General features: G+C 73.9%; 17 protein-coding genes and 1 pseudogene. 6 read left to right on the top strand and 12 right to left on the bottom strand.

Features of this window, described 5'->3' with window-relative positions; all coding sequences use genetic code 11:
- Positions 1-44: 44 nt before the first annotated feature.
- The 4 genes from ACE1OC_RS10070 to ACE1OC_RS10055 all read right to left on the bottom strand — a co-directional run bounded on the left by ACE1OC_RS10070 (position 45) and on the right by ACE1OC_RS10055 (position 4,054).
- A complete protein-coding gene (locus tag ACE1OC_RS10070) occupies positions 45-881 on the bottom strand; it encodes a ferritin-like domain-containing protein (protein ID WP_407836734.1) in 837 nt (278 codons plus the stop codon).
- 123 nt (positions 882-1,004) lie between these two features.
- The gene (locus ACE1OC_RS10065) at positions 1,005-2,318 is read right to left on the bottom strand and encodes an HRDC domain-containing protein (protein ID WP_407836733.1); all 1,314 of its coding nucleotides are present in this window, start codon (positions 2,316-2,318) and stop codon (positions 1,005-1,007) included.
- Between the two features lie 133 nt (positions 2,319-2,451).
- The gene (locus ACE1OC_RS10060; RefSeq protein WP_214956508.1) at positions 2,452-3,114 is read right to left on the bottom strand and encodes a response regulator transcription factor; all 663 of its coding nucleotides are present in this window, start codon (positions 3,112-3,114) and stop codon (positions 2,452-2,454) included.
- A 277-nt stretch (positions 3,115-3,391) separates the two neighbouring features.
- Complete coding sequence (locus tag ACE1OC_RS10055) at positions 3,392-4,054, bottom strand: DUF3000 domain-containing protein (protein WP_407836732.1); 663 nt, start codon at positions 4,052-4,054, stop codon at positions 3,392-3,394.
- 91 nt (positions 4,055-4,145) lie between these two features.
- Between ACE1OC_RS10055 and hemE the strand changes: the two genes are divergently transcribed.
- Positions 4,146-5,210 (top strand): uroporphyrinogen decarboxylase, encoded by a 1,065-nt coding sequence (gene hemE / locus ACE1OC_RS10050; protein ID WP_407836731.1) that lies wholly within the window; start codon positions 4,146-4,148, stop codon positions 5,208-5,210.
- Positions 5,211-5,246: 36 nt separating this feature from the next.
- Complete coding sequence (locus ACE1OC_RS10045; RefSeq protein WP_407836730.1) at positions 5,247-6,368, top strand: DUF7639 domain-containing protein; 1,122 nt, start codon at positions 5,247-5,249, stop codon at positions 6,366-6,368.
- Here ACE1OC_RS10045 and ACE1OC_RS10040 read toward each other — a convergent pair.
- Positions 6,365-6,964: pseudogene (locus ACE1OC_RS10040) on the bottom strand (flavoprotein oxidoreductase); the annotation flags it as partial. The gene ACE1OC_RS10045 and the pseudogene ACE1OC_RS10040 sit on opposite strands and share 4 nt — an antisense overlap.
- 145 nt (positions 6,965-7,109) lie before the next feature.
- Positions 7,110-8,165, bottom strand: a complete 1,056-nt coding sequence (locus ACE1OC_RS10035; RefSeq protein WP_407836729.1) for a DUF4349 domain-containing protein — start codon at positions 8,163-8,165, stop codon at positions 7,110-7,112.
- Between the two features lie 174 nt (positions 8,166-8,339).
- Here ACE1OC_RS10035 and hemG point away from each other — a divergent pair, with 174 nt between their 5' ends.
- On the top strand, positions 8,340-9,842 hold the full coding sequence (gene hemG, locus ACE1OC_RS10030) for a protoporphyrinogen oxidase (protein WP_407836728.1): 1,503 nt from the start codon (positions 8,340-8,342) through the stop codon (positions 9,840-9,842).
- Positions 9,843-9,846: 4 nt separating this feature from the next.
- Complete coding sequence (gene hemQ, locus ACE1OC_RS10025) at positions 9,847-10,560, top strand: hydrogen peroxide-dependent heme synthase (protein ID WP_243331434.1); 714 nt, start codon at positions 9,847-9,849, stop codon at positions 10,558-10,560.
- Positions 10,561-10,665: 105 nt separating this feature from the next.
- Here hemQ and ACE1OC_RS10020 read toward each other — a convergent pair whose 3' ends face one another.
- The 5 genes from ACE1OC_RS10020 to ACE1OC_RS10000 all read right to left on the bottom strand — a co-directional run bounded on the left by ACE1OC_RS10020 (position 10,666) and on the right by ACE1OC_RS10000 (position 16,614).
- Positions 10,666-12,342 (bottom strand): alpha/beta hydrolase, encoded by a 1,677-nt coding sequence (locus tag ACE1OC_RS10020; RefSeq protein ID WP_407836727.1) that lies wholly within the window; start codon positions 12,340-12,342, stop codon positions 10,666-10,668.
- An 81-nt stretch (positions 12,343-12,423) separates the two neighbouring features.
- A complete protein-coding gene (locus ACE1OC_RS10015) occupies positions 12,424-13,209 on the bottom strand; it encodes a TIGR04222 domain-containing membrane protein (RefSeq protein WP_407836726.1) in 786 nt (261 codons plus the stop codon).
- A gap of 84 nt (positions 13,210-13,293) precedes the next feature.
- The gene (locus tag ACE1OC_RS10010) at positions 13,294-14,364 is read right to left on the bottom strand and encodes a TIGR04222 domain-containing membrane protein (protein WP_407836725.1); all 1,071 of its coding nucleotides are present in this window, start codon (positions 14,362-14,364) and stop codon (positions 13,294-13,296) included.
- Positions 14,361-15,734 carry a DUF692 domain-containing protein gene (locus tag ACE1OC_RS10005; protein WP_407836724.1) on the bottom strand — a complete coding sequence of 458 codons (1,374 nt, stop codon included), beginning with the start codon at positions 15,732-15,734 and terminating at the stop codon, positions 14,361-14,363. Before ACE1OC_RS10005 ends, ACE1OC_RS10010 begins: the two co-directional genes overlap by 4 nt.
- Before the next feature lie 130 nt (positions 15,735-15,864).
- The gene (locus tag ACE1OC_RS10000; protein WP_407836723.1) at positions 15,865-16,614 is read right to left on the bottom strand and encodes an aminoacyl-tRNA hydrolase; all 750 of its coding nucleotides are present in this window, start codon (positions 16,612-16,614) and stop codon (positions 15,865-15,867) included.
- Positions 16,615-16,685: 71 nt separating this feature from the next.
- Here ACE1OC_RS10000 and ACE1OC_RS09995 point away from each other — a divergent pair, with 71 nt between their 5' ends.
- Entirely contained in the window at positions 16,686-17,360 is a 675-nt protein-coding gene (locus ACE1OC_RS09995) for an AIM24 family protein (protein ID WP_407836722.1), read from the top strand.
- 30 nt (positions 17,361-17,390) lie between these two features.
- The gene (locus tag ACE1OC_RS09990; RefSeq protein ID WP_407836721.1) at positions 17,391-17,600 is read left to right on the top strand and encodes a hypothetical protein; all 210 of its coding nucleotides are present in this window, start codon (positions 17,391-17,393) and stop codon (positions 17,598-17,600) included.
- A gap of 36 nt (positions 17,601-17,636) precedes the next feature.
- Here the strand turns inward: ACE1OC_RS09990 and ACE1OC_RS09985 are convergent, their stop codons facing one another.
- Positions 17,637-18,575: a polysaccharide deacetylase family protein gene (locus ACE1OC_RS09985; RefSeq protein ID WP_407836720.1), complete on the bottom strand. Its 939-nt coding sequence runs from the start codon at positions 18,573-18,575 to the stop codon at positions 17,637-17,639.
- Positions 18,576-18,592 lie beyond the last annotated feature (17 nt).

Below are 18,592 nucleotides of genomic sequence, written 5' to 3'. Positions count from 1 at the left end.
CCGGTAACTGGCATGGACAGCCCCCTCGGAAGGAGCGGCGAAGGTCACACTCCGCCGCCCCGGCGCGCACGCGCTGCGAAGGTGCGGCCGGACCGGCCCGCCGGCGCCCGCAGGCGCCCCCTCGGGGCGCGTACGGGGCCTGCGGGGTCCGTGGTGTCAGGGTGGCCGGCGGCCGCGATGGCGGCGGCCATGGGGGCCGAGGCGCGGACGGTGTCCGCCATGAAGCTGCGGCGGCGGACGCCCAGGGTGCGCAGGGCCGGGCCGTGGTCGACGGCGACCACCGCGGCCGCGGCGGCGAGCGTGGCCCGCCAGGCCGTGACCGCCGCCCGGCGGGCGGGGGCGGGCAGGGGCGCCAGCGCGTCGCGCAGGCGCAGGCAGTGGAAGGGGACGTGGCGCTCCTCGTCGGCGAGGATCAGCCGGGCGACCTCGGAGGCCAGCGGGTCGGCGCCTCCGTCCCGCACGGCCCGGTAGTAGCGCAGGGCCACCACCTCCGCCACCATCAGCACCAGGAGTTCCACCCGCAGCCCGAGCAGCCTGCGCAGCCGGACGAACACGGTGTCGCTCCAGTGCCCGGCCAGGATTCCCGCGCCTCCGGCCTCCAGGAGCAGCGCCAGCATCCGGGCGTGGTTCTGCTCCTCCGCCACGAAGAGCCGTACGGCCCGCGCGTACACCGGGTCACCCGCGCGGTCGGCCTTGCCGATCAGCGCGGAGCCGTCCCCGTCCTCCCCGACCTGGAACCGCTGCAGGCTCCGGACCAGCTCCGGAGGGAGTGCGGCGGCCCGGTCCCAGTCCGGATCGCCGCGCTCGGCCCGGCGCTCCCGTTCGTTCTCGAAATCGGCCAGCCACGTGTCGTATCCCCACCCATGTTTGATCACGTTCAAAAACTAGTGGTCTTTGAGCGTGTTCAAAAGAAGCCGGGCCCGGCTGTAGCGGAACCGGAACATGGCGGAGCCCCCCGGCCCTTCGGCCGGGGGGCTCCGCCACGAACTGCGGGCGCGGGTGGGTCAGTCCTCCGGCGCGGGCGCCGGTGCTGCCACGGGCGCGGTCGCGGCCAGGGCCGTGACCAGGGCGTCCGTCACCTGTTCGATCTGCCACGGGCGGGCTCCGTAGCCCGCCAGGGCCTCGGCCACCGCGTCGGCCTCCAGCCGCAGCGGCGGCTCCCAGCACAGTCGGCGGACCGTGTCGGGAGTGATCAGGTTCTCCTGCGGCAGGTTCAGCCCCTCCGCCAGTGCCGACACGGCCGTACGGGCCGCAGCCAGCCGCGCCGCGGCCTCCGGGTCCTTGTCCGCCCAGGAGCGCGGCGGCGGCGGACCCGCCGGGGTCGCCCCCGGCAGCGGCAGCTCGGCCTCGGGCAGGGCCTTCGCCCGGTCCACGGCGGCCATCCACTGGTCCAGCTGGCGCCGGCCCATGCGCTGCCCGTAGCCGGGCAGGGCGGAGAGGGCCTGCACGTTCAGCGGCATGGAGAGCGCGGCCTCGACGATCGCGGCGTCACCCAGGACCTTGCCCGGTGACACGTCACGTCGCTGCGCGATCCGGTCCCGGGACTCCCACAGCTCCCGGACCACGGCCATCTGCCGGCGCCGGCGCACCTTGTGCATGCCGGACGTACGGCGCCACGGGTCCTTGCGCGGCGGCGCGGGCGGTGCGGCGCAGATGGCGTCGAACTCCTGGCGGGCCCATTCCAGCTTGCCCTGCCGGTCCAGCTCCTTCTCCAGCGCGTCCCTCAGGTCCACGAGCAGCTCCACGTCGAGCGCGGCGTAGCGCAGCCACGGCTCGGGGAGCGGGCGGGTCGACCAGTCGACGGCGGAGTGGCCCTTCTCCAGCACGTAGCCGAGGACCCCCTCGACCATCGCGCCGAGTCCGACCCGCGGGAAGCCTGCCAGTCGGCCGGCCAGCTCGGTGTCGAAGAGGGAGGTGGGCGCCATGCCTATTTCGCGCAGGCAGGGCAGGTCCTGGGTGGCGGCGTGCAGGATCCACTCGGTGCCGGACAGGGCCTCGCCGAGGGAGGAGAGGTCGGGGCAGCCCACCGGGTCGATCAGTGCGGAGCCCGCACCCTCGCGGCGCAGCTGTACGAGGTAGGCGCGCTGGCCGTAGCGGTAGCCGGAGGCGCGCTCGGCGTCCACGGCGACGGGTCCGGTGCCCGCGGCGAAGGCCGCGACCACCTCGGCGAGCGCGGCCGCGTCGGCGACCACCGGGGGGATGCCCTCACGGGGTTCTAGCAAGGGAATCGGCAGCCCGTCGGACGAAACCTCGTCGTCCGGGGGGCCGCCCCCGGTGGTGGTGCGCAGGCCTGCTGCGGTTTCTTGGGCGTCGGTCACCGGTCAAGGGTATCCGTGGATACGACGCGCCCGTCGCCGGAACGTTCCGGCGACGGGCGCGAGGGGGGAGGACGGACGTTTCCCCGGGTTCTCCGGGAGTTCTCCCGGGGGCCTTCGGGGGATATCGGCCGGGTCAGTGGATGATCCCGGTCCGCAGGGCGACGGCGACCATCCCGGCCCGGTCGCCGGTGCCCAGCTTGCGGGCGATCCGTGCGAGGTGGGACTTGACGGTCAGGGCGGACAGGCCCATCGAAACACCGATGGCCTTGTTGGACTGGCCCTCCGCGACGAGGCGCAGGACCTCGACCTCGCGGCCGGAGAGCTCTCGGTAGCCGCCCGGGTGGCTCGGGGCACCCGGGGGGCGGCGGTGCATACGGGCCGCGGCGGCGCCGATGGGGGCGGCGCCGGGCCGGGACGGGAGCCCGATGTTGGTCCGGGTGCCGGTGACGACGTAGCCCTTCACTCCGCCCGCGAGGGCGTTGCGCACGGCGCCGATGTCGTCGGCGGCGGACAGGGCCAGGCCGTTCGGCCAACCGGCGGCGCGGGTCTCGGAGAGCAGGGTGAGACCGGAACCGTCGGGCAGGTGTACGTCGGCCACGCAGATGTCGCGCGGGCTGCCGATGCGTGGACGGGCCTCCGCGATGGACGACGCCTCGATCACGTCGCGTACTCCGAGGGCCCACAAATGGCGGGTCACGGTGGAACGCACGCGCGGGTCGGCCACGACGACCATGGCCGTCGGCTTGTTCGGGCGGTAGGCGACCAGGCTTGCGGGCTGCTCGAGAAGAACGGACACCTAGGCCTCCTGGGGGGGAGTGGCGGGACGGCCGGCTCGGGGAAGGAAGCCGGTGCGAACCGTGCGGATGGTCTATGACTCCTTCGGCACGTCACCCGCCCGGCTTTAGGGAATGATCACGATTTGGTGAGTAACAATTCGGGCAATTCGGACGCACGATCGATCATAGGGTGATCAGAAGCCCGCAACGGGCGCCCTGTAACGACATCCGGCCCGGCAATCCGACCCGGCATCGGGTGCGGGTCGGCGCGCCGGGAGGGGCCCTGGCCTCGGACTGTTACCCCTGAGGGTGATGCGGACCGCGCCGCTGGGGCAGCGAGACCACGCCGGTCACCGTCTCGGTCGGTCCGACCGGCGGCAGCCCCGCGATCTGGCACAGCAGTTCGCACCAGGCCGACAGGTGTGCGGCGGTGTCCGGCACCCCGCCCACTCCCTCGCGCGGCGTCCAGGAGGCCCTGATCTCGATCTGTGTCGCCGGGCGCCGCTCTCCGAGCCCGCCGAAGTAGTGCGAGGCGGCCATGGTGACGGTCCCGCTCGCCTCCCCGTACGTCAGCCCGCGCGCGTCCAGCGCCCCCGTCAGCCAGGACCAGCACACCTCGGGGAGGAGCGGGTCCACGGCCATCTCCGGCTCCAGTTCCGCCCGTACGAGCGTCACCAGCCGGAAGGCGCCCTGCCAGGCGTCGTGCCCGGCCGGGTCGTGCAAGAGGATGAGCCGGCCGTCGGCCAGGTCCTCGTCACCGTCCACGACCGCCGCCTCCAGCGCGTACGCGTGGGGTGCCAGTCTCTGTGGCGGTTTGGTGGGATCGATCTCGATCCCCTGCCGCAGCCTCGCCTTCTTCAAGCCGTCGACCGCCCGCCGGAACGGGAGTGGGACGGAGCTGTCCTTCGCGCTGTCCGTACCGTCAGCGCCATCTGAAAATCGTCCCTGAGCCGCAGCCATGCGGGGAAGACTAGGCGGAACGAGCGCCCGTACGGCGCAGGGACACCCGCGCCGGGCCGGGCACTTCTTCATACGTGCGAAGATTTGAGTCGTGAGCGCCAACACCCGCCCCACGGGCACGCCGAGCCAGACGTACGATTCCGCCTTCCTGAAGGCGTGCCGGCGCGAGCCGGTACCGCACACCCCCGTGTGGTTCATGCGACAGGCGGGGCGCTCGCTCCCCGAGTACCGCAAGGTGCGCGAGGGCACGCAGATGCTGGAATCCTGCATGCGGCCCGACCTGGTCACCGAGATCACCCTGCAGCCGGTCCGGCGCCACAACGTGGACGCGGCCATCTTCTTCTCCGACATCGTGGTCCCGCTGAAGGCCATCGGCATCGACCTGGACATCAAGCCGGGCATCGGCCCGGTCGTCGCCCAGCCGATCCGCCGCCGCGAGGACCTCGCACAGCTGCGCGACCTCACCCCGGAGGACGTCTCGTACGTCACCGAGGCGATCGGCATGCTCACGGGTGAACTCGGCTCCACGCCGTTGATCGGCTTCGCCGGTGCGCCTTTCACCCTCGCGAGCTACCTGGTCGAGGGCGGCCCCTCCAAGAACCACGAGCACACCAAGGCCCTCATGTACGGGGACCCGGAGCTCTGGGCCGACCTGCTGGACCGCCTCGCCGAGATCACCTCCTCCTTCCTGAAGGTGCAGATCGAGGCCGGCGCCTCCGCGATCCAGCTCTTCGACTCCTGGGTCGGCGCGCTCGCCCCGGCGGACTACCGCCGCTCGGTGATGCCCGCCTCCGCGAAGGTCCTGGAGTCCGTGGCCTCGTACGGGGTCCCGCGCATCCACTTCGGCGTGGGCACGGGCGAGCTGCTCGGCCTCATGGGCGAGGCCGGCGCGGACGTCATGGGCGTCGACTACCGGGTCTCCCTGAACGAAGCCGTCAAGCGCGTCGGCCCCGGCAAGGCGCTCCAGGGCAACCTGGACCCGGCGGTCCTCTTCTCCACCCCCGAGGCGGTGGAGACCAAGACCCGCGAGGTCCTGGACGCCGCGGCGGACCTGGAGGGCCACATCTTCAACCTGGGCCACGGCGTCCTCCCGACGACGAACCCGGACGCCCTGACCCGCCTGGTGGACTACGTCCACACGCAGACGGCGGTCTAGACCCGAGACTGCGCCGACGTCGGTACCGTGCCGTGCATGACATGGCACGGGCCGACGTTTCGCATATCCGACGGAGAGACCATCAACGGGGCCTGGTGCCTCGTGTGGTGGAAGCACGACTTCGGAGACGACCACTTCCCCGAGGACCTGTTCGTCTACGCCGACGGCAGGATCAGCCGCGGGGGCTACGAGGCGACCGATCTCGCCGGGCTCGCGCGACTGCTGGCTTCGGGGAAGGTCGCGCTCACACGGCCGGACGGCAGTGAGCGGACCGTTCACCCTTCGAAGTGGCTCGCCCGCTACCCCGAGCCGCGGACCGACGCGAGCTTCCTCGCGGAAGTCGCCGACGAGATCTCCCGGCTGGCGGGCCGGCCCACCACCGACGAACGGCTCTGGGAGGCCGTCCGCGGCTACCAGCGGGACACCACGGAGCCCAACCGGTCCCTGCTCCGGGAGGCCTACCTGGCCGTACCGGCCCACCGGCGGGTCTTCGTCCTGGGGGACATGGACCTGCAGGACCGGCCGCTGCGGATCCTGGTGACCGACCTCGGCGAGCCGGTGGACGGGGACGGGCCGGTGGCCACGCCGGAACTGCACCAAGGTGCCCTTGACTACTTCGCCGACGTGGACACGAGCGTGGAGCGGGCCGAACGGGAGCGGGTTGTCCGGTACGCGGATGCGCCGGTCGGGGCCCCACAGCCACCGGTCGTCCTCAGCGAGACCGTGTATCCCCGGGGACGGCCCGCCGAACTCGGCGTGTTCGCGCTGCGCAACGACTACGACGCCCCCTTCACCTACGAAGGGGAGACCTACCCCACCGTGGTGCACGGCTACTGGGCCCTCTACGCCGCAGACCGGGCCGACCACGACCGGATCCGCGCCGCCGCGACCGCCCGCGAGGCGCAGGAGCTGGGCGGAGGGGCCGCGGGGCGCGCGGACTGGGCGGCCCGACGGCTCGCCGTCATGGCCGGGCTGCTGCGGGCCAAGTTCGACCAGCATCCGCGGCTCGCGGAGCTCCTGACCGCCACCGGGGAGGGGGCGATCCTCTACACCGGCTCCGACTCCCCCTTCTGGTGCGACCAGGGCTCCCGCGGCGGCGGCCGGAATTGGACCGGCCGTCTGCTGGAGCTGATCCGTTCCGAACTCCACACCCCCTAGACCCCCGCCGACCGCACCGCGGAGACCGCCTTGCGGGCGGCCACCAGCACCGGGTCCCAGACGGGGGAGAACGGGGGCGCGTAGCCCAGGTCCAGGGACACCACCTGCTCCACCGTCATGCCGGCCGTCAGGGCCACCGCGGCGACGTCCACCCGCTTCGCGGAACCCGCGCCGCCGACGATCTGGACGCCCAGGAGGCGGCCCGTGCGGCGTTCCGCCAGCATTTTCACCGTCATCTCCGCCGCCTCCGGGTAGTAGCCCGCCGTGTTCGTCGAGCTGATCGTCGCCGTGACGAAGCGGAGGCCGACGGACAGGGCGTCCCGCTCGCGCAGGCCCGTACGGGCGATCTCCAGGTCGCAGACCTTGCTCACGGCCGTGCCGACCACGCCCGGGAAGGTCGCGTAGCCGCCGCCGACGCCCGAGCCGATGACCTGGCCGTGCTTGTTCGCGTGCGTGCCCAGCGGGATGTGCCGCATCCGGCCCGCCACCAGGTCCAGGACCTCCACGCAGTCGCCGCCCGACCAGATGTTCTCGTGGCCGCGGACCCGCATGGAGAGGTCGGTCAGCAGGCCGCCCGACTCGCCCAGCGGCCCCTTGAGCCGCCGGGCCTGTGACGCGGCGGACATTCCCGCCGCGTCACCGCCCACCACCACCAGCCGCTCCCTGCCGTTCGCCATGCGCCCGTACCGTCCTTCCCCGCCGCCGAAGTCTGCGGGGGCCACGGTACGGGCGTACGGGTGGTCAGTCCCGGACCTGTGGCGGCGTCGCGTTCGAATCGGCCGGTTCCGCCGGTTCCGCCGGTGCGGCGGCCGTGTGCGCCGGCCACTTCGGCCCGCCCTGCGCGGGCAGCCGCCGCGCCGCGCCGGGCTTCTCCTTCGCCGGCCGCCACTTGCGGTACTGCCGGAAGGCGAGCAGCAGGAACCCGCCGCTGAGCAGGAACGGCGAAGCCGCGGCGAGCGCCATCAGGATGTAGAGCAGCACCGAGGCGAAGGCCTTCCAGCCGCCCGCCAGGGCGTCGAGGAAGCCCGGATCCGGCTTCTCGGCCTCCTTGGCAGGCGGCTTGCCCGGCTCCGAGAACGTCAGCGTGATCGTGCCGAGCGAGGTCTGGTCCTTCAGCGCCGTCTGCTGGGCGAGCAGCGACTCCAGATCGGCCTGGCGCTTGCTGAGTTCCGACTCCAGGGTGACCACCTCGGACAGCCCCGAGGCCTTCTCCATCATCTCCCGCACCCGCGCCACGCTCGCCTGCTGGGACTTGACCCGGCTGTCGACGTCCGCGACCTTCTGCGTCACGTCCTGCGCCTCGACCTTGCGGTTGAGCAGCTTCCCTGCGCCCTCCATCGCGGCCAGGACCGCGTCGAAGCGCTCGCCCGGCACCCGCAGGGTCACCGTCGAGGTCATCGCCCCGTCGGGCGCGCGCGTGGTGCCCTCGTTGCCCACGTACCCGCCCGCGTTCTCCGCCGCCGCCCTGGCCCCGGCCGTCGCCTTCTGGACGTCGGCCGTCTCCACGCCCAGCGTCGCCGTCCGGATGATCTGCGTGCGGACGGCGGGAGCCTGCGGCTGGATCTTGTCGGCGCCCGGGGCCGGTGCCCCCGACGCGGCCGGGGCCGGAGCCGCCGCCCCGCCCTGCCCGACGGCCGCCTCCGGCGCCTTCGCATCCGCCGCGACCGCCGCCTTGTCCGAGGTGGCGCCGTCGGCGCCGCAGCCGGTGAGGACGAGGGCCCCGGTCAGGGAGAGCGCGGCGAGGGCCGTCGCCGAACGCCGTCCGTACCGCCCGTAACGTCTGTGCTGGGTGTGCATCGTTGGGTCCCCCTGGTAGTCGTCGGATGCGTTGGTGTCCGGGCTTCGAGGTTCTGACGTTCTGACGTACCCGGCCTCCCCCCGGGTTTCGTACGCACGGTTCCGAGCTGATGCCGAAGCGGTCACGGTCAGGCCTCGGCGATCGCCCGATGAGCGGTCTGAGACGATGTGTCCATGCACGAAGCGGACACCCGTACGGACCGGCCGGCCCCCGCCGGTCACGTCGTCGTCATCGGCGGCGGCATCGCGGGCCTCGCGGCGGCCCACCGGCTGCTCGCCGACGGCCTTCGCGTCACCCTCCTGGAGGCCGGCCCGCGCCTCGGCGGCAAGCTGCGCTCCGGCGAACTCGCCGGCCTGCGCGTGGACCTCGGCGCCGAATCCGTACTCGCCCGCCGCCCCGAAGCGCTCGAACTGGCCCGCGCCGTGGGCCTCGGCGAGGCCCTGCAGCCGCCCGCCACCGCCACCGCCCGCCTCTGGACCCGCGGCGTGCTGCGCCCCCTGCCGGGCGGTCACGTCATGGGCGTCCCCGGAGACCTGGCCCCGCTCGCAGCCTCCGGGGTGCTCTCGGCCGAGGGGCTGGCCCGGGCCGGAGCCGAGGACGCGCTGGAGCCGGAGGAGATCGGCGAGGACGTGGCCCTCGGCGAGTACGTCGCCGCCCGCCTGGGCCACGAGGTCGTCGACCGGCTCGTGGAACCGCTGCTCGGCGGGGTCTACGCCGGCAACGCCTACCGCATCTCGATGCGGGCCGCCGTCCCGCAGCTCTTCGACGTCGCCTGCACCCACGCCTCCCTGGGCGAGGGCGTACGGGAACTGCAGGCCCGGGCGGCCCGGGCGGGTCAGACCGGTCCCGTCTTCTCCGGCATCGACGGCGGCATCGGCAGGCTCCCGCTCGCCGTCGCCGAGGCCTGCCGGGCGGCCGGAGCCCGGATCCTCCTCGACAGCCCCGCGCGCGAGCTGACCCGTACCGCCACCGGCTGGCGCGTGGTCGCGGGCTCCGCCGACGGTGCGGGCGGCGCCGAGACCATCGAGGCCGACGCGGTGGTCCTGGCCGTCCAGGCCGGACCCGCCGCCCGTCTGCTCGACCGGATCGCGCCCTCCGCGGCCTCCGAGCTGCGCGCGGTCGAGTACGCCTCCATGGCCCTGGTCACGATGGCCCTGCGCCGCTCCGACCTGCCGGCCGGGATCGCCGACGGCGGCGCGAGCGGATTCCTCGTACCGCCCGTGGACGGCCGGACGATCAAGGCCTCGACCTTCTCCAGCAACAAGTGGGCCTGGGCCGGGACCGATCCCGACCTCTTCCTGCTGCGCACCTCCGTCGGCCGCCACGGCGACGAGGGCGACCTGAAGCGCTCCGACGAAGAACTGGTCGAGGTCTCCCTCGCCGACCTCGGCCTGGCCGTGGGCCTCGCGCCCACTGTCCGCCCGGTGGCCACCACCGTCACCCGCTGGGACGGCGGCCTGCCCCAGTACCCCGTCGGCCACCTCGGCCGGGTGGCCCGGATCCGCTCCGCCGTCGCGGCCCTGCCGGGCCTCGCGGTGTGCGGAGCGCTGTACGACGGGGTCGGCATCCCGGCCTGCATCGCGAGCGCCGGCAAGGCCGCCGACGTGGTGATCGCCACGTTGGGGGCCGCTGGGGCACCCCTGGCACCGACCACTGATCAGCACACGGGACAATAGACACATGACTGCACCAGAGAAGATTCCCAACGCGGGGAAGAAGGCGAAGGACCTCAACGAGGTCATCCGCTACACCCTGTGGTCCGTCTTCAAGCTGAAGGACGTGCTCCCCGAGAACCGCGCCGGCTTCGCCGACGAGGTCCAGGAGCTGTTCGACCAGCTGGCCGCCAAGGACATCACCGTCCGCGGCACCTATGACGTCTCCGGCCTGCGCGCCGACGCGGACATCATGATCTGGTGGCACGCGGAGACCTCCGACGAGCTGCAGACCGCCTACAACCTGTTCCGCCGCACCAAGCTGGGCCGCGCGCTGGAGCCGGTCTGGTCGAACATGGCCCTGCACCGCCCGGCCGAGTTCAACAAGTCCCACATCCCGGCCTTCCTGGCCGACGAGACGCCGCGCGACTACGTCAGCGTCTACCCCTTCGTGCGCAGCTACGACTGGTACCTGCTGCCCGACGAGGACCGCCGCCGCATGCTCAAGGACCACGGCATGATGGCCCGCGGCTACCCCGACGTGCGCGCCAACACCGTCGCCTCCTTCTCGCTCGGCGACTACGAATGGCTGCTGGCCTTCGAGGCCGACGAGCTGTACCGCATCGTCGACCTCATGCGCCACCTGCGCGCCTCCGAGGCCCGCATGCACGTCCGCGAAGAGGTGCCCTTCTACACCGGGCGCCGCAAGTCCGTCGCCGATCTGGTGGCCGGACTCGCCTAGAGACCTCCCCTGGGGGGAAGGACCGGAGGACCGCTGACCGGCGTCCTCCGGGGATCGGGAGGCCCTGCCCCCGAATCGACGCAGCCGGAGATCCCGCCCGGAAGTTCAGACGACTGGCGGCAGCAACGCCCTGGGGTGCCCCCGGGCGATCGCTGCCCGGTCGTCCAGCGACACCGGTGCGGGCTCCGGATGCGGCGCACACGTGACACGCCTCCCCGGGGTGTCACCCGTCAGCAAGTACCGCTCCACGTGAGCGTCCACGCAGTCATTGCGTCCGCCGACCACTCCGTGGGTGCCGGCCCCCTGCTCCGTCACCAGCCCCGCCCGCGGCCCGAGACGCCGCTGGAGCTCCAGCGCGCCCCCGTACGGGGTGGCGCCGTCCCGCTCGGCCGCGACGATCAGCGTGCCCGGGAGCGGCGCGTCCGGCCGTGGTCCCACGTCCACCGGCCGTTGCCGTTCGCGGACCGGCCAGAAGGCGCAGGGCAGGTTCAGGAAGGCGTTGGCCCAGGTCTCGAAGGGGGCCGTGCGGGCCAGTTCGGTGTTGTCGCGGTCCCAGGTCTCCCAGTCGGCGGGCCACGGGGCGTCGTTGCAGAGGGTCGCCGTGTAGACGGCCGTCGCGTTCTCGCCCTCGACGGCCGCTGCCGGGTCCGGAGCGGCGAGCGAGACCAGCGGGCGCGGATCACCGCGCAGGAACGCCGCCAGGGCAGCCGCGCGGCCCGGCCACACCTCGTCGTAGTACGCGGCCCGCAAGTACGCGGAGTGCAGCTGCCCGGTGCCGACCACCCCGCCCGCCGGTTCGCGGGCGAGCGCGGCCCGCACCCGGTCGTAACTCGCCTGCACCGCTTCGGGGGTGGAGCCGAGCCCGTACGCGGCGTGGTGCCGGGCCGTCCAGGCGCGGAAGTCGGCCCAGCGGCGCTCGAAGCCGGGGGCCTGGGCGAGGTTGTTGCGGTACCAGACCTTGTGCGGATCGGGGTCGACGGCCGAATCGAAGACCATCCGGCGGACGTGGCCGGGGTAGAGGGTGGCGTAGACCGAGCCGAGGTACGTGCCGTACGAGGCCCCCATGAAGGTCAGCCCGCTCTCGCCGAGCGCGGCGCGCAGCACGTGCAGGTCGCGGACGTTGTTCAGGGTCGTGTACGAGCCGAGGGAGGCCCCGGCCCGCTCCGCGCAGCCGCGGGCGTAGGCCCGCGCGGCGGCGATCCGCGCCTCCTTGGCGGCGGCGTCCGGCCGCGCCCCGGCGGCCTCGGCCGGGGCCTGGGCGTACTGCGCCGGGTCCTGGCAGGACAGCGGGTGCCCCGAGCGGCCCACGCTGCGCGGGGCGTAGCCGACGAGGTCGTAGGCGGCCCCGATGCGGCGCCACTCGGGCAGGCCGGCGACGAGCGGGAAGAACAGGCCGTTGCCGCCCGGTCCGCCGGGGTTGTACACGAGCGCCCCCTGCCGCCGGACCCCGCCCGCGCCGGAGGCGGCGACCCGGCTGACGAGGATCTCGGTCTGCTCCCCGAAGGGCCGGGCGTAGTCGACCGGGACCCGGAGCGTGCCGCACCGCGCGTCCGGCCCGAGTCCCTCGGCGACGGGGCACGGCCCGAACTCCAGTCCGTCGCGGGCTGCCTGACGGGCCGCGAGTCCGGCCCCGGCGGCCCTGGCGGCCTCGGTGGCCGCAGTGACCGCCGTCGCCCGGGGCGGGCCCGGGGGAGCGGTCCCGGCGGCGGAGGTCATCGGCAGGGAAGCGGCCAGCGCGAGGCCGGCCAGCGCGACCGTGGCGGGCACCCGGGGCATGCGCATGGCGGACCTCTCATTTCATCGGACCGTCCGATGAGATCCGGCGGGCGGCCTCCTGTACAGGACCATCGGCCGGTGTCGCGCTCAATGCCCCCGTTGCCCCGGAATCCGCCCCCGCCTGCCGTAGGCGAGCGCCGCCCGCAGCTCGGGATCCGTGACCGCGCGCAGCCCCCGCAGGGCCACCGCCGTGAGCGAGCCCCGGACGCCCCGCTCCCGCCCCAGCTCGACGAGGAGCCGCCGGCCGGCGGGGGAGGCCCACCCGGACTGCGCGTGCCCCTCGACACGGGCTATGGCCAGGCAGCCCAGCGCCAGGATCAGCGGCAGGGCGAACCAGCACAGGATCATCGTGGTCGTGGTCCCCGGATCGGGTACGCACAGCGCGGCCGCCGCCATGGCGAGGATCAGCACGGTGGCCTGCCGGACCGCCCGGATCCCCGCGTCGATCTCCTGCCGGCCCCCTTCGCGCAGCGCGAGACCGGCCTCCCCGAGCCGGTCCGCGAGGGCCCGTACGGCAGGATCCCGCGCCGCGACCGCCCGTACGGAGGTCACCGGCTCCTGTCCGTCCGGCCCGAACGCGCCGAGCACCGAGCACTCGTGCGGATCGCGCCCCACCGGGTCGACCACCGTCGCCCAACCCGTGTACGCGAGCAGCAGCCGCCGCTGGCGCTGCATGGACAGCAGCGTCAGCTCGGCCACCCGCTCCGGGCCGCCCGCGAGGTAGGCGGCCTCGTACAGGCTCAGCTCGTCGTGGTGGTGGCGCGCGGCGGCGCCGGGCGCGGGGACCGCCGGTTCGGCGGCGGCCTGCAGGAGGCGGGTGCACGCGAACAGCAGCCCTGCCCAGGCAAGGAGGAGGAACAGGACCCAGAACATGCCCGAGTTCTACACAATGTGGAACCTGCAGGTACAGGCTTCTGCCGAGGTGTGAGCAGCTCGTGACGGGTCCGTGATGGATGATCAGGAACTGCTGCTACAACTGGAACTGGACGAACTGCTACAACTCGAGCCGCTGGAGCCACTGGAACAACTCGAGCCGCCGGAGCTGCCGGAACAGCTCGACCCACTGGATCCGCCGCCCCCGCACCCGCTCCCGGAAGAGCCGCAGACCGAGCCCGAGGAGCCGCAGCCCGACCCGCCGGATCCGCCGCCGGACCCGCCGCCGTCGGAACCCGCGCACCAGACGACCGGGATCACCTCGGCCCCGGACTCCCAGGAGGACCCCGAGCCGCCGGCACGCGTACGGGCCTGGGCCGCCGCCAGCCGGGTCCCGCGGGCCGCCGGCACCAACTGCTCGCGCAGGTAGGGGTCCCGCAGGCCGCGCAGCCCGAACAGCGAGGTCTGGACGTACGGGCTCTGGTCGGCCCCGTAGTGGGCGCGGACGGCGCGCAGCGCCGCGGCCCCCGCCGGGGTGATCCGCTGCCGGGCGCGGGAGGCGCCCACGGTGCCCACGACGATGCCGCCGAGCAGAACGGGCAGCACCTCGGCGATGAACGGCACCCGGAACGACCCGGCCCCCTCCTGGAGCACGAAGGCGACGAAGGACAGCGGCAGCGAGAGGATCAGCACCACCCCGCACACCACGGCCTGGATCACCCCGTGGCGCAGCCAGCGGTGGCGGCCGCCGGGCGTGGCGATCAGCCCGCGGGCGGCCAGGGCGTCGCCGGTCTCCTGCACGGCCGGGTCCCGCATGGCGGCGTAGCGGATCTGGTAGAGCCACCCGGACGGGGCGCCCTGGCAGGCCTGGAGCACGGCCCGCTGGGCGGGATCGCCGCCCCGAACCCCAGGCCGTACCTGGACGATGCCGGGCCCGCCTACCAGCATCCGGCCGTCGCAGAGCAGCGAGACGAGCGCGGCGTCCACCACCGCGCCGGGCCCGCCGGCCATGAAGGCGGCCTCGGACAGGTCGTGCAGGCGCGGGGCGGGGCCGAGCGTGGGCGGCCGCGACTGCCGCAGGCCGCGCAGGAGCAGGACGCTGGAGGTGATGACGCCGATCCAGACGGCCACGGCGAGCAGGTCGAAGAGGTTCACGCGGCCCTCCCCACGAGGGCGCGGGCCCAGCGCACGGCCCGGCCCGGCGGCCGGGCCCCGGCCCGGTCCCGCCACCAGAGCGTGAGCCGGCGCCGGGCGGCGGGATCGGCGGGCAGGTCCCTGACCAGCAGGTGCTCGGCGAAGTCCAGTGCGTCGCGCCGGTATCCGGCGGTCATGGGCCGGTGCCGGGCATAGCCGAGGAAGGCCTCCCGGTACGCGTCCTCCCCGCCCAGGATCCCGGGCAGCTCGGGCGCCAGCTTGGACACGACCCCGGCCCGCTTGGCCGCGAGCGCCCGCGCCTGCACGCGCACCCGCTGCCGGTCGAACCCCTCGGGCACGGGAGTCCCGGCCACCAGCGCCGACAACAGAGCGGCCTGCCCGATCCCGACCCGCGTCCGCACGACGTCCGATCCAGCCTCGCCGGAGTCCGGGGCCGGGGCCGGGACCGGGGCCGACCCCAATCCAGCCCCGCCGGCGTTTGAGGCGCGGGTCCGGGCAGCGCCCGGGGAACGGTGGAAGGGCGGGTAGGGGACAGCCCCCGCAGGGCCGCCCAGCACGCCCCGGATCGCGGCCAGCTCGCCCGCGAGCTCGGCTTCGCCAGGAAAGTCGTCGTCCCGCTCCAGCAGCACCCCGGGCGGGTCCACCCGGGAGCGGAGCTCCGCAAGAACGTCCAGCACCTCGGGCGGCACGGGATGCGCGTGCGTGTCGTGCCACACCCCACCCCGCTCAACGCCCCCGGCCACGTGCACGTACGCCAGCGCCTCCAGCGGGATCCCGTCCAGCACGGAGACCGGGTCCTCCCCCCGGTTGACCCGGTTGGTGTGCAGGTTGGCCACGTCGATCAGCAGCCGCACCCCGGTCCGCTCCACCAGCTCGGTCAGGAACTGCGCCTCGGTGAGCTCCTCCCCGGGCCACGACACCAGCGCCGCGATGTTCTCCAGCGCGAGCGGCACCGGCAGCGCGTCCTGCGCGATCCGTACGTTCTCGCAGAGCACGTCCAGCGCGTCCCGGGTCCGCGCCACGGGCAGCAGGTGCCCGGCTTCGAGCACCGGTCCCGGCGCCACCGAGGAGGTCCGTACGAAGGCGATGTGCTCGGTGACCAGCGGAGCCCCCAGCGCCACCGCCCGCTCCCCGAGCGCGGCCAGCTTCGCCGGGTCCGGGCGGTCGGCGCCGCCGATGCCGAGCGAGACGCCGTGCGGCACCACGCGGACCCCGCGTTCGAGCAGCCTCAGCAGGGACTCCGGCAGGTGGCCGGGGCAGATGTTCTCCGCCACCACCTCGACCCAGTCCAGGCCCGGCAGGCCTTCCACCGCCCCCGCGATCTCCGGCCGCCAGCCGATGCCCACCCCCAGGTGTGCCATGGGCTTCATGTCCCCTCGCCCCCTCTCATCGGTCCGTGTGCCGATGTCATGGCCCCGACGGAGCCGGGCCAACCCGCCCAGGGGGACGTTCAGAGCAACATTTGAGGTTCCCGGCCCGGCCCGATCCGGAAGACGCCCCCTACAGCCGCGCCCGCAGCGCCGGATGGTCCGCGACGACCGTGCAGGAGCCGGGCGCGATCTCGGTGAACCCCGCGTCCCGCACCACCGGCAGCCCGCTCCCGGACAGCTCCGCCCACCGCTCGCGCGCGGCCGTCCGTACGGCCAGCCGGAAGCCGGACTCCCGCCACGCGACGCGCTCCGGGCCCGTCAGCTCCCACCACGCCAGCTGCGCCGCGTGTCCGGCCTGGGCCATGGCCTTGCCGGCGGACATGTCCAGGCCGGGGTTGAGCCAGAGGACCGGCAGTCCGGCCTCCGCCGGTGCCACGGGCTCCGGGTCGTCCAGATCGGTGCCCGACACCTGGAGCTTGGCCAGCTCCTTGGGCCAGCCGTCGAGCGGGACCGGCGGGAAGACCCGTACCTCCGAGTCCGCGCCGTGCACCGTGAGGCCCGGCAGGGTCCCCGCCTTGCGCCACTCCGCCCCGCGAGCCCGGCGCACCACCTTGCGGATCCGCGCGTCCTGCCAGTCCCGGACGGCCGCGGCCCACTCTCCCTCGCCGGCCGACCGCTCGTCGGTGAGCAGGACGAGCACGGCGCGGGCGGCCGTCTCCAGGGCGTCGGTCCGGGCCGGCGGCTCCGCCTTCTCGATCCGCACCACCAGCGGGAGGACGTACTGCGGTGCGTCGTCGCGGGCGATCCGCTCCTGCCGGAAGGGGCTGTCGGACCCGACTGCGGGTACCTGGGTGTCGTGGCGCGTGTCCTCGGTGCTCATCCGGCCAAGGATGCCAGTCTCCGCCTCCGGGCTGATGCCCGAGGGGCCCGGGACGGGTGAGGATCGACGGCATGAAGAGTGACCTGTTCGCGTCCGAGAACCTGGCCGAGGCGTCCGCCGCACCCGGGATGACCCTGCAGAACGCCAAGTCCGTGAAGTACACCGTCAACGGCGAGGTGCTCGCCCGCCAGGGCTCGATGGTGGCCTTCCGGGGGAACCTGCAGTTCGAGCGCAAGGGGGAGGGCGTCGGCCGCATGCTCAGGCGCGCCGTCACGGGTGAGGGGCTCCCGCTGATGTCCGTACGCGGGCAGGGCGAGGCCTGGTTCGCCCACCGGGCGGGCCACTGCTTCGTCATCGAGTTCGAGCCCGGCGACGCGCTCACCGTCAACGGCCGCAACGTCCTGTGCTTCGACCCGACCCTCGGCTACGAGATCAAGATGCTGAAGGGCGCCGGCATGGCCGGCGGCGGCCTCTTTAACAGCCTCTTCACCGGCACCGGAAAGCTCGCCGTCGGCTGCGACGGGAACCCGATCGTCATCCCGGTCACCCCGCAGGCCCCCGTCTCCGTGGACACCGACGCGGTGGTCGGCTGGAGCGCCCGTCTGGAGGCGGCGCTGCACCGGTCCCAGTCCGTCGGCTCGATGCTCCGCGGCGGCTCAGGCGAGGCCGTCCAGCTGAAGCTCAGCGGAGAGGGCTTCGTCATCGTCCGCCCGAGCGAGGCCACCGAGACGGCCGCCGCCCACTGACCGCGCGGGCCGCGCAGTAGGCTCGTACGCATGGACCAGACGGAGCAGCACGCACCCGACTCCAGCGACCTTTCGTACTGTCCCGCCCCCGCGGCCCCCGCCGGGCGGGTGGCCGGGCCGCCCTACGCCGACTGCGTGGAGTGCGGGAAGCCCACCGAATACGGGGTCGCGACACCGGGCGTGGTGCTGTGCCCGGTGTGCGAGTGGCAGGACGCGCAGCGCACGGCCTGCTCCGGCTGATTCCGCCTGGTTCCGGCTGACTCCGCCGGGGCCCGGCTACTTTCCGATGAGGTCGGAGACCTTGACGAAGCGGTAGCCGCGCTTGCGCAGCTCCGGGACGATCTTCCGGATGGCCTCCTCGGTGACCGGGGCGGCGCTGCGCGTGCAGTGCATGACCACGACCGAGCCGGGCTTCACTCCGGACAGGACCTGTTCGGCCACCGCGTCGGGATCCTTCGCGAACGCGTCCCCGCTGACCACGTCCCACTGGACGGCCGTGACCTTGGCCGTGGAGATGGCCCGCAGCGCCTGGTCGTCGTAGCAGCCGCCCGGGAAGCGGAAGTACGGGACGGTGTTGACCGCGCCCGCCTTGCGGAAGGCCTCGAAGGCCCGGTCCACGTCGGCGCGGGCGGCGGCCTCGTCGAGGGTGGGGAGCCCGTAGCAGGGCGACTTGAAGGCGTGGTGGCTGTACGAGTGGTTCGCGATCTCGAAGTTCGGGTCCGTGCCGATGGACTTCGCCTGGTCCGGGTACTCCTCGGCCCAGCGGCCCGTCATGAACACCGTCGAGGGCACCTTGAGGGTGCGCAGCGTGGAGATCAGCTGGGGGTTGTCGAAGCGCTCGCCGCCCGCCGCGCGCGGCCCCTGGTCGGAGGTCATGTCGGCGTCGAAGGTCAGCGCCACCGTCTTGTCGGTGTGCTGCTTCGCCCGGTCGAAGACGGGGGTCAGACCGCCCGGACCGGGAGCCATGGTCGGGGCCTTGCCCGGAGCCCCGGCCTGCGGCGTCGCCGGCGGGCTGCTCCCGGGGCCCGGCGGCGGGGTGGCGGACCCCGCGGCGGAAGGGGAGGCGGAGGCCGGAGCGGAGGGGGCCGCGGAGGCTCCCATCCGGGCCCGGCCGCCGGCGTCCGGCGTACCGGTGCCGCCCCCGCACGCGGCGAGGGCGGCACTGAGAGCTGCTACGGCCGCGAGGGCAGCCGTCCTGCGCACTGAGATGGTCACATGCGCAAAATATATGA

It is taken from the genome of Streptomyces stoeckheimensis (genome assembly GCF_045822005.1).
Classification (GTDB): domain Bacteria; phylum Actinomycetota; class Actinomycetes; order Streptomycetales; family Streptomycetaceae; genus Streptomyces; species Streptomyces stoeckheimensis.
The sequence above is the reverse complement of the archived record's forward strand: the minus strand, read 5'-3'. Positions and strand labels throughout refer to the sequence as shown.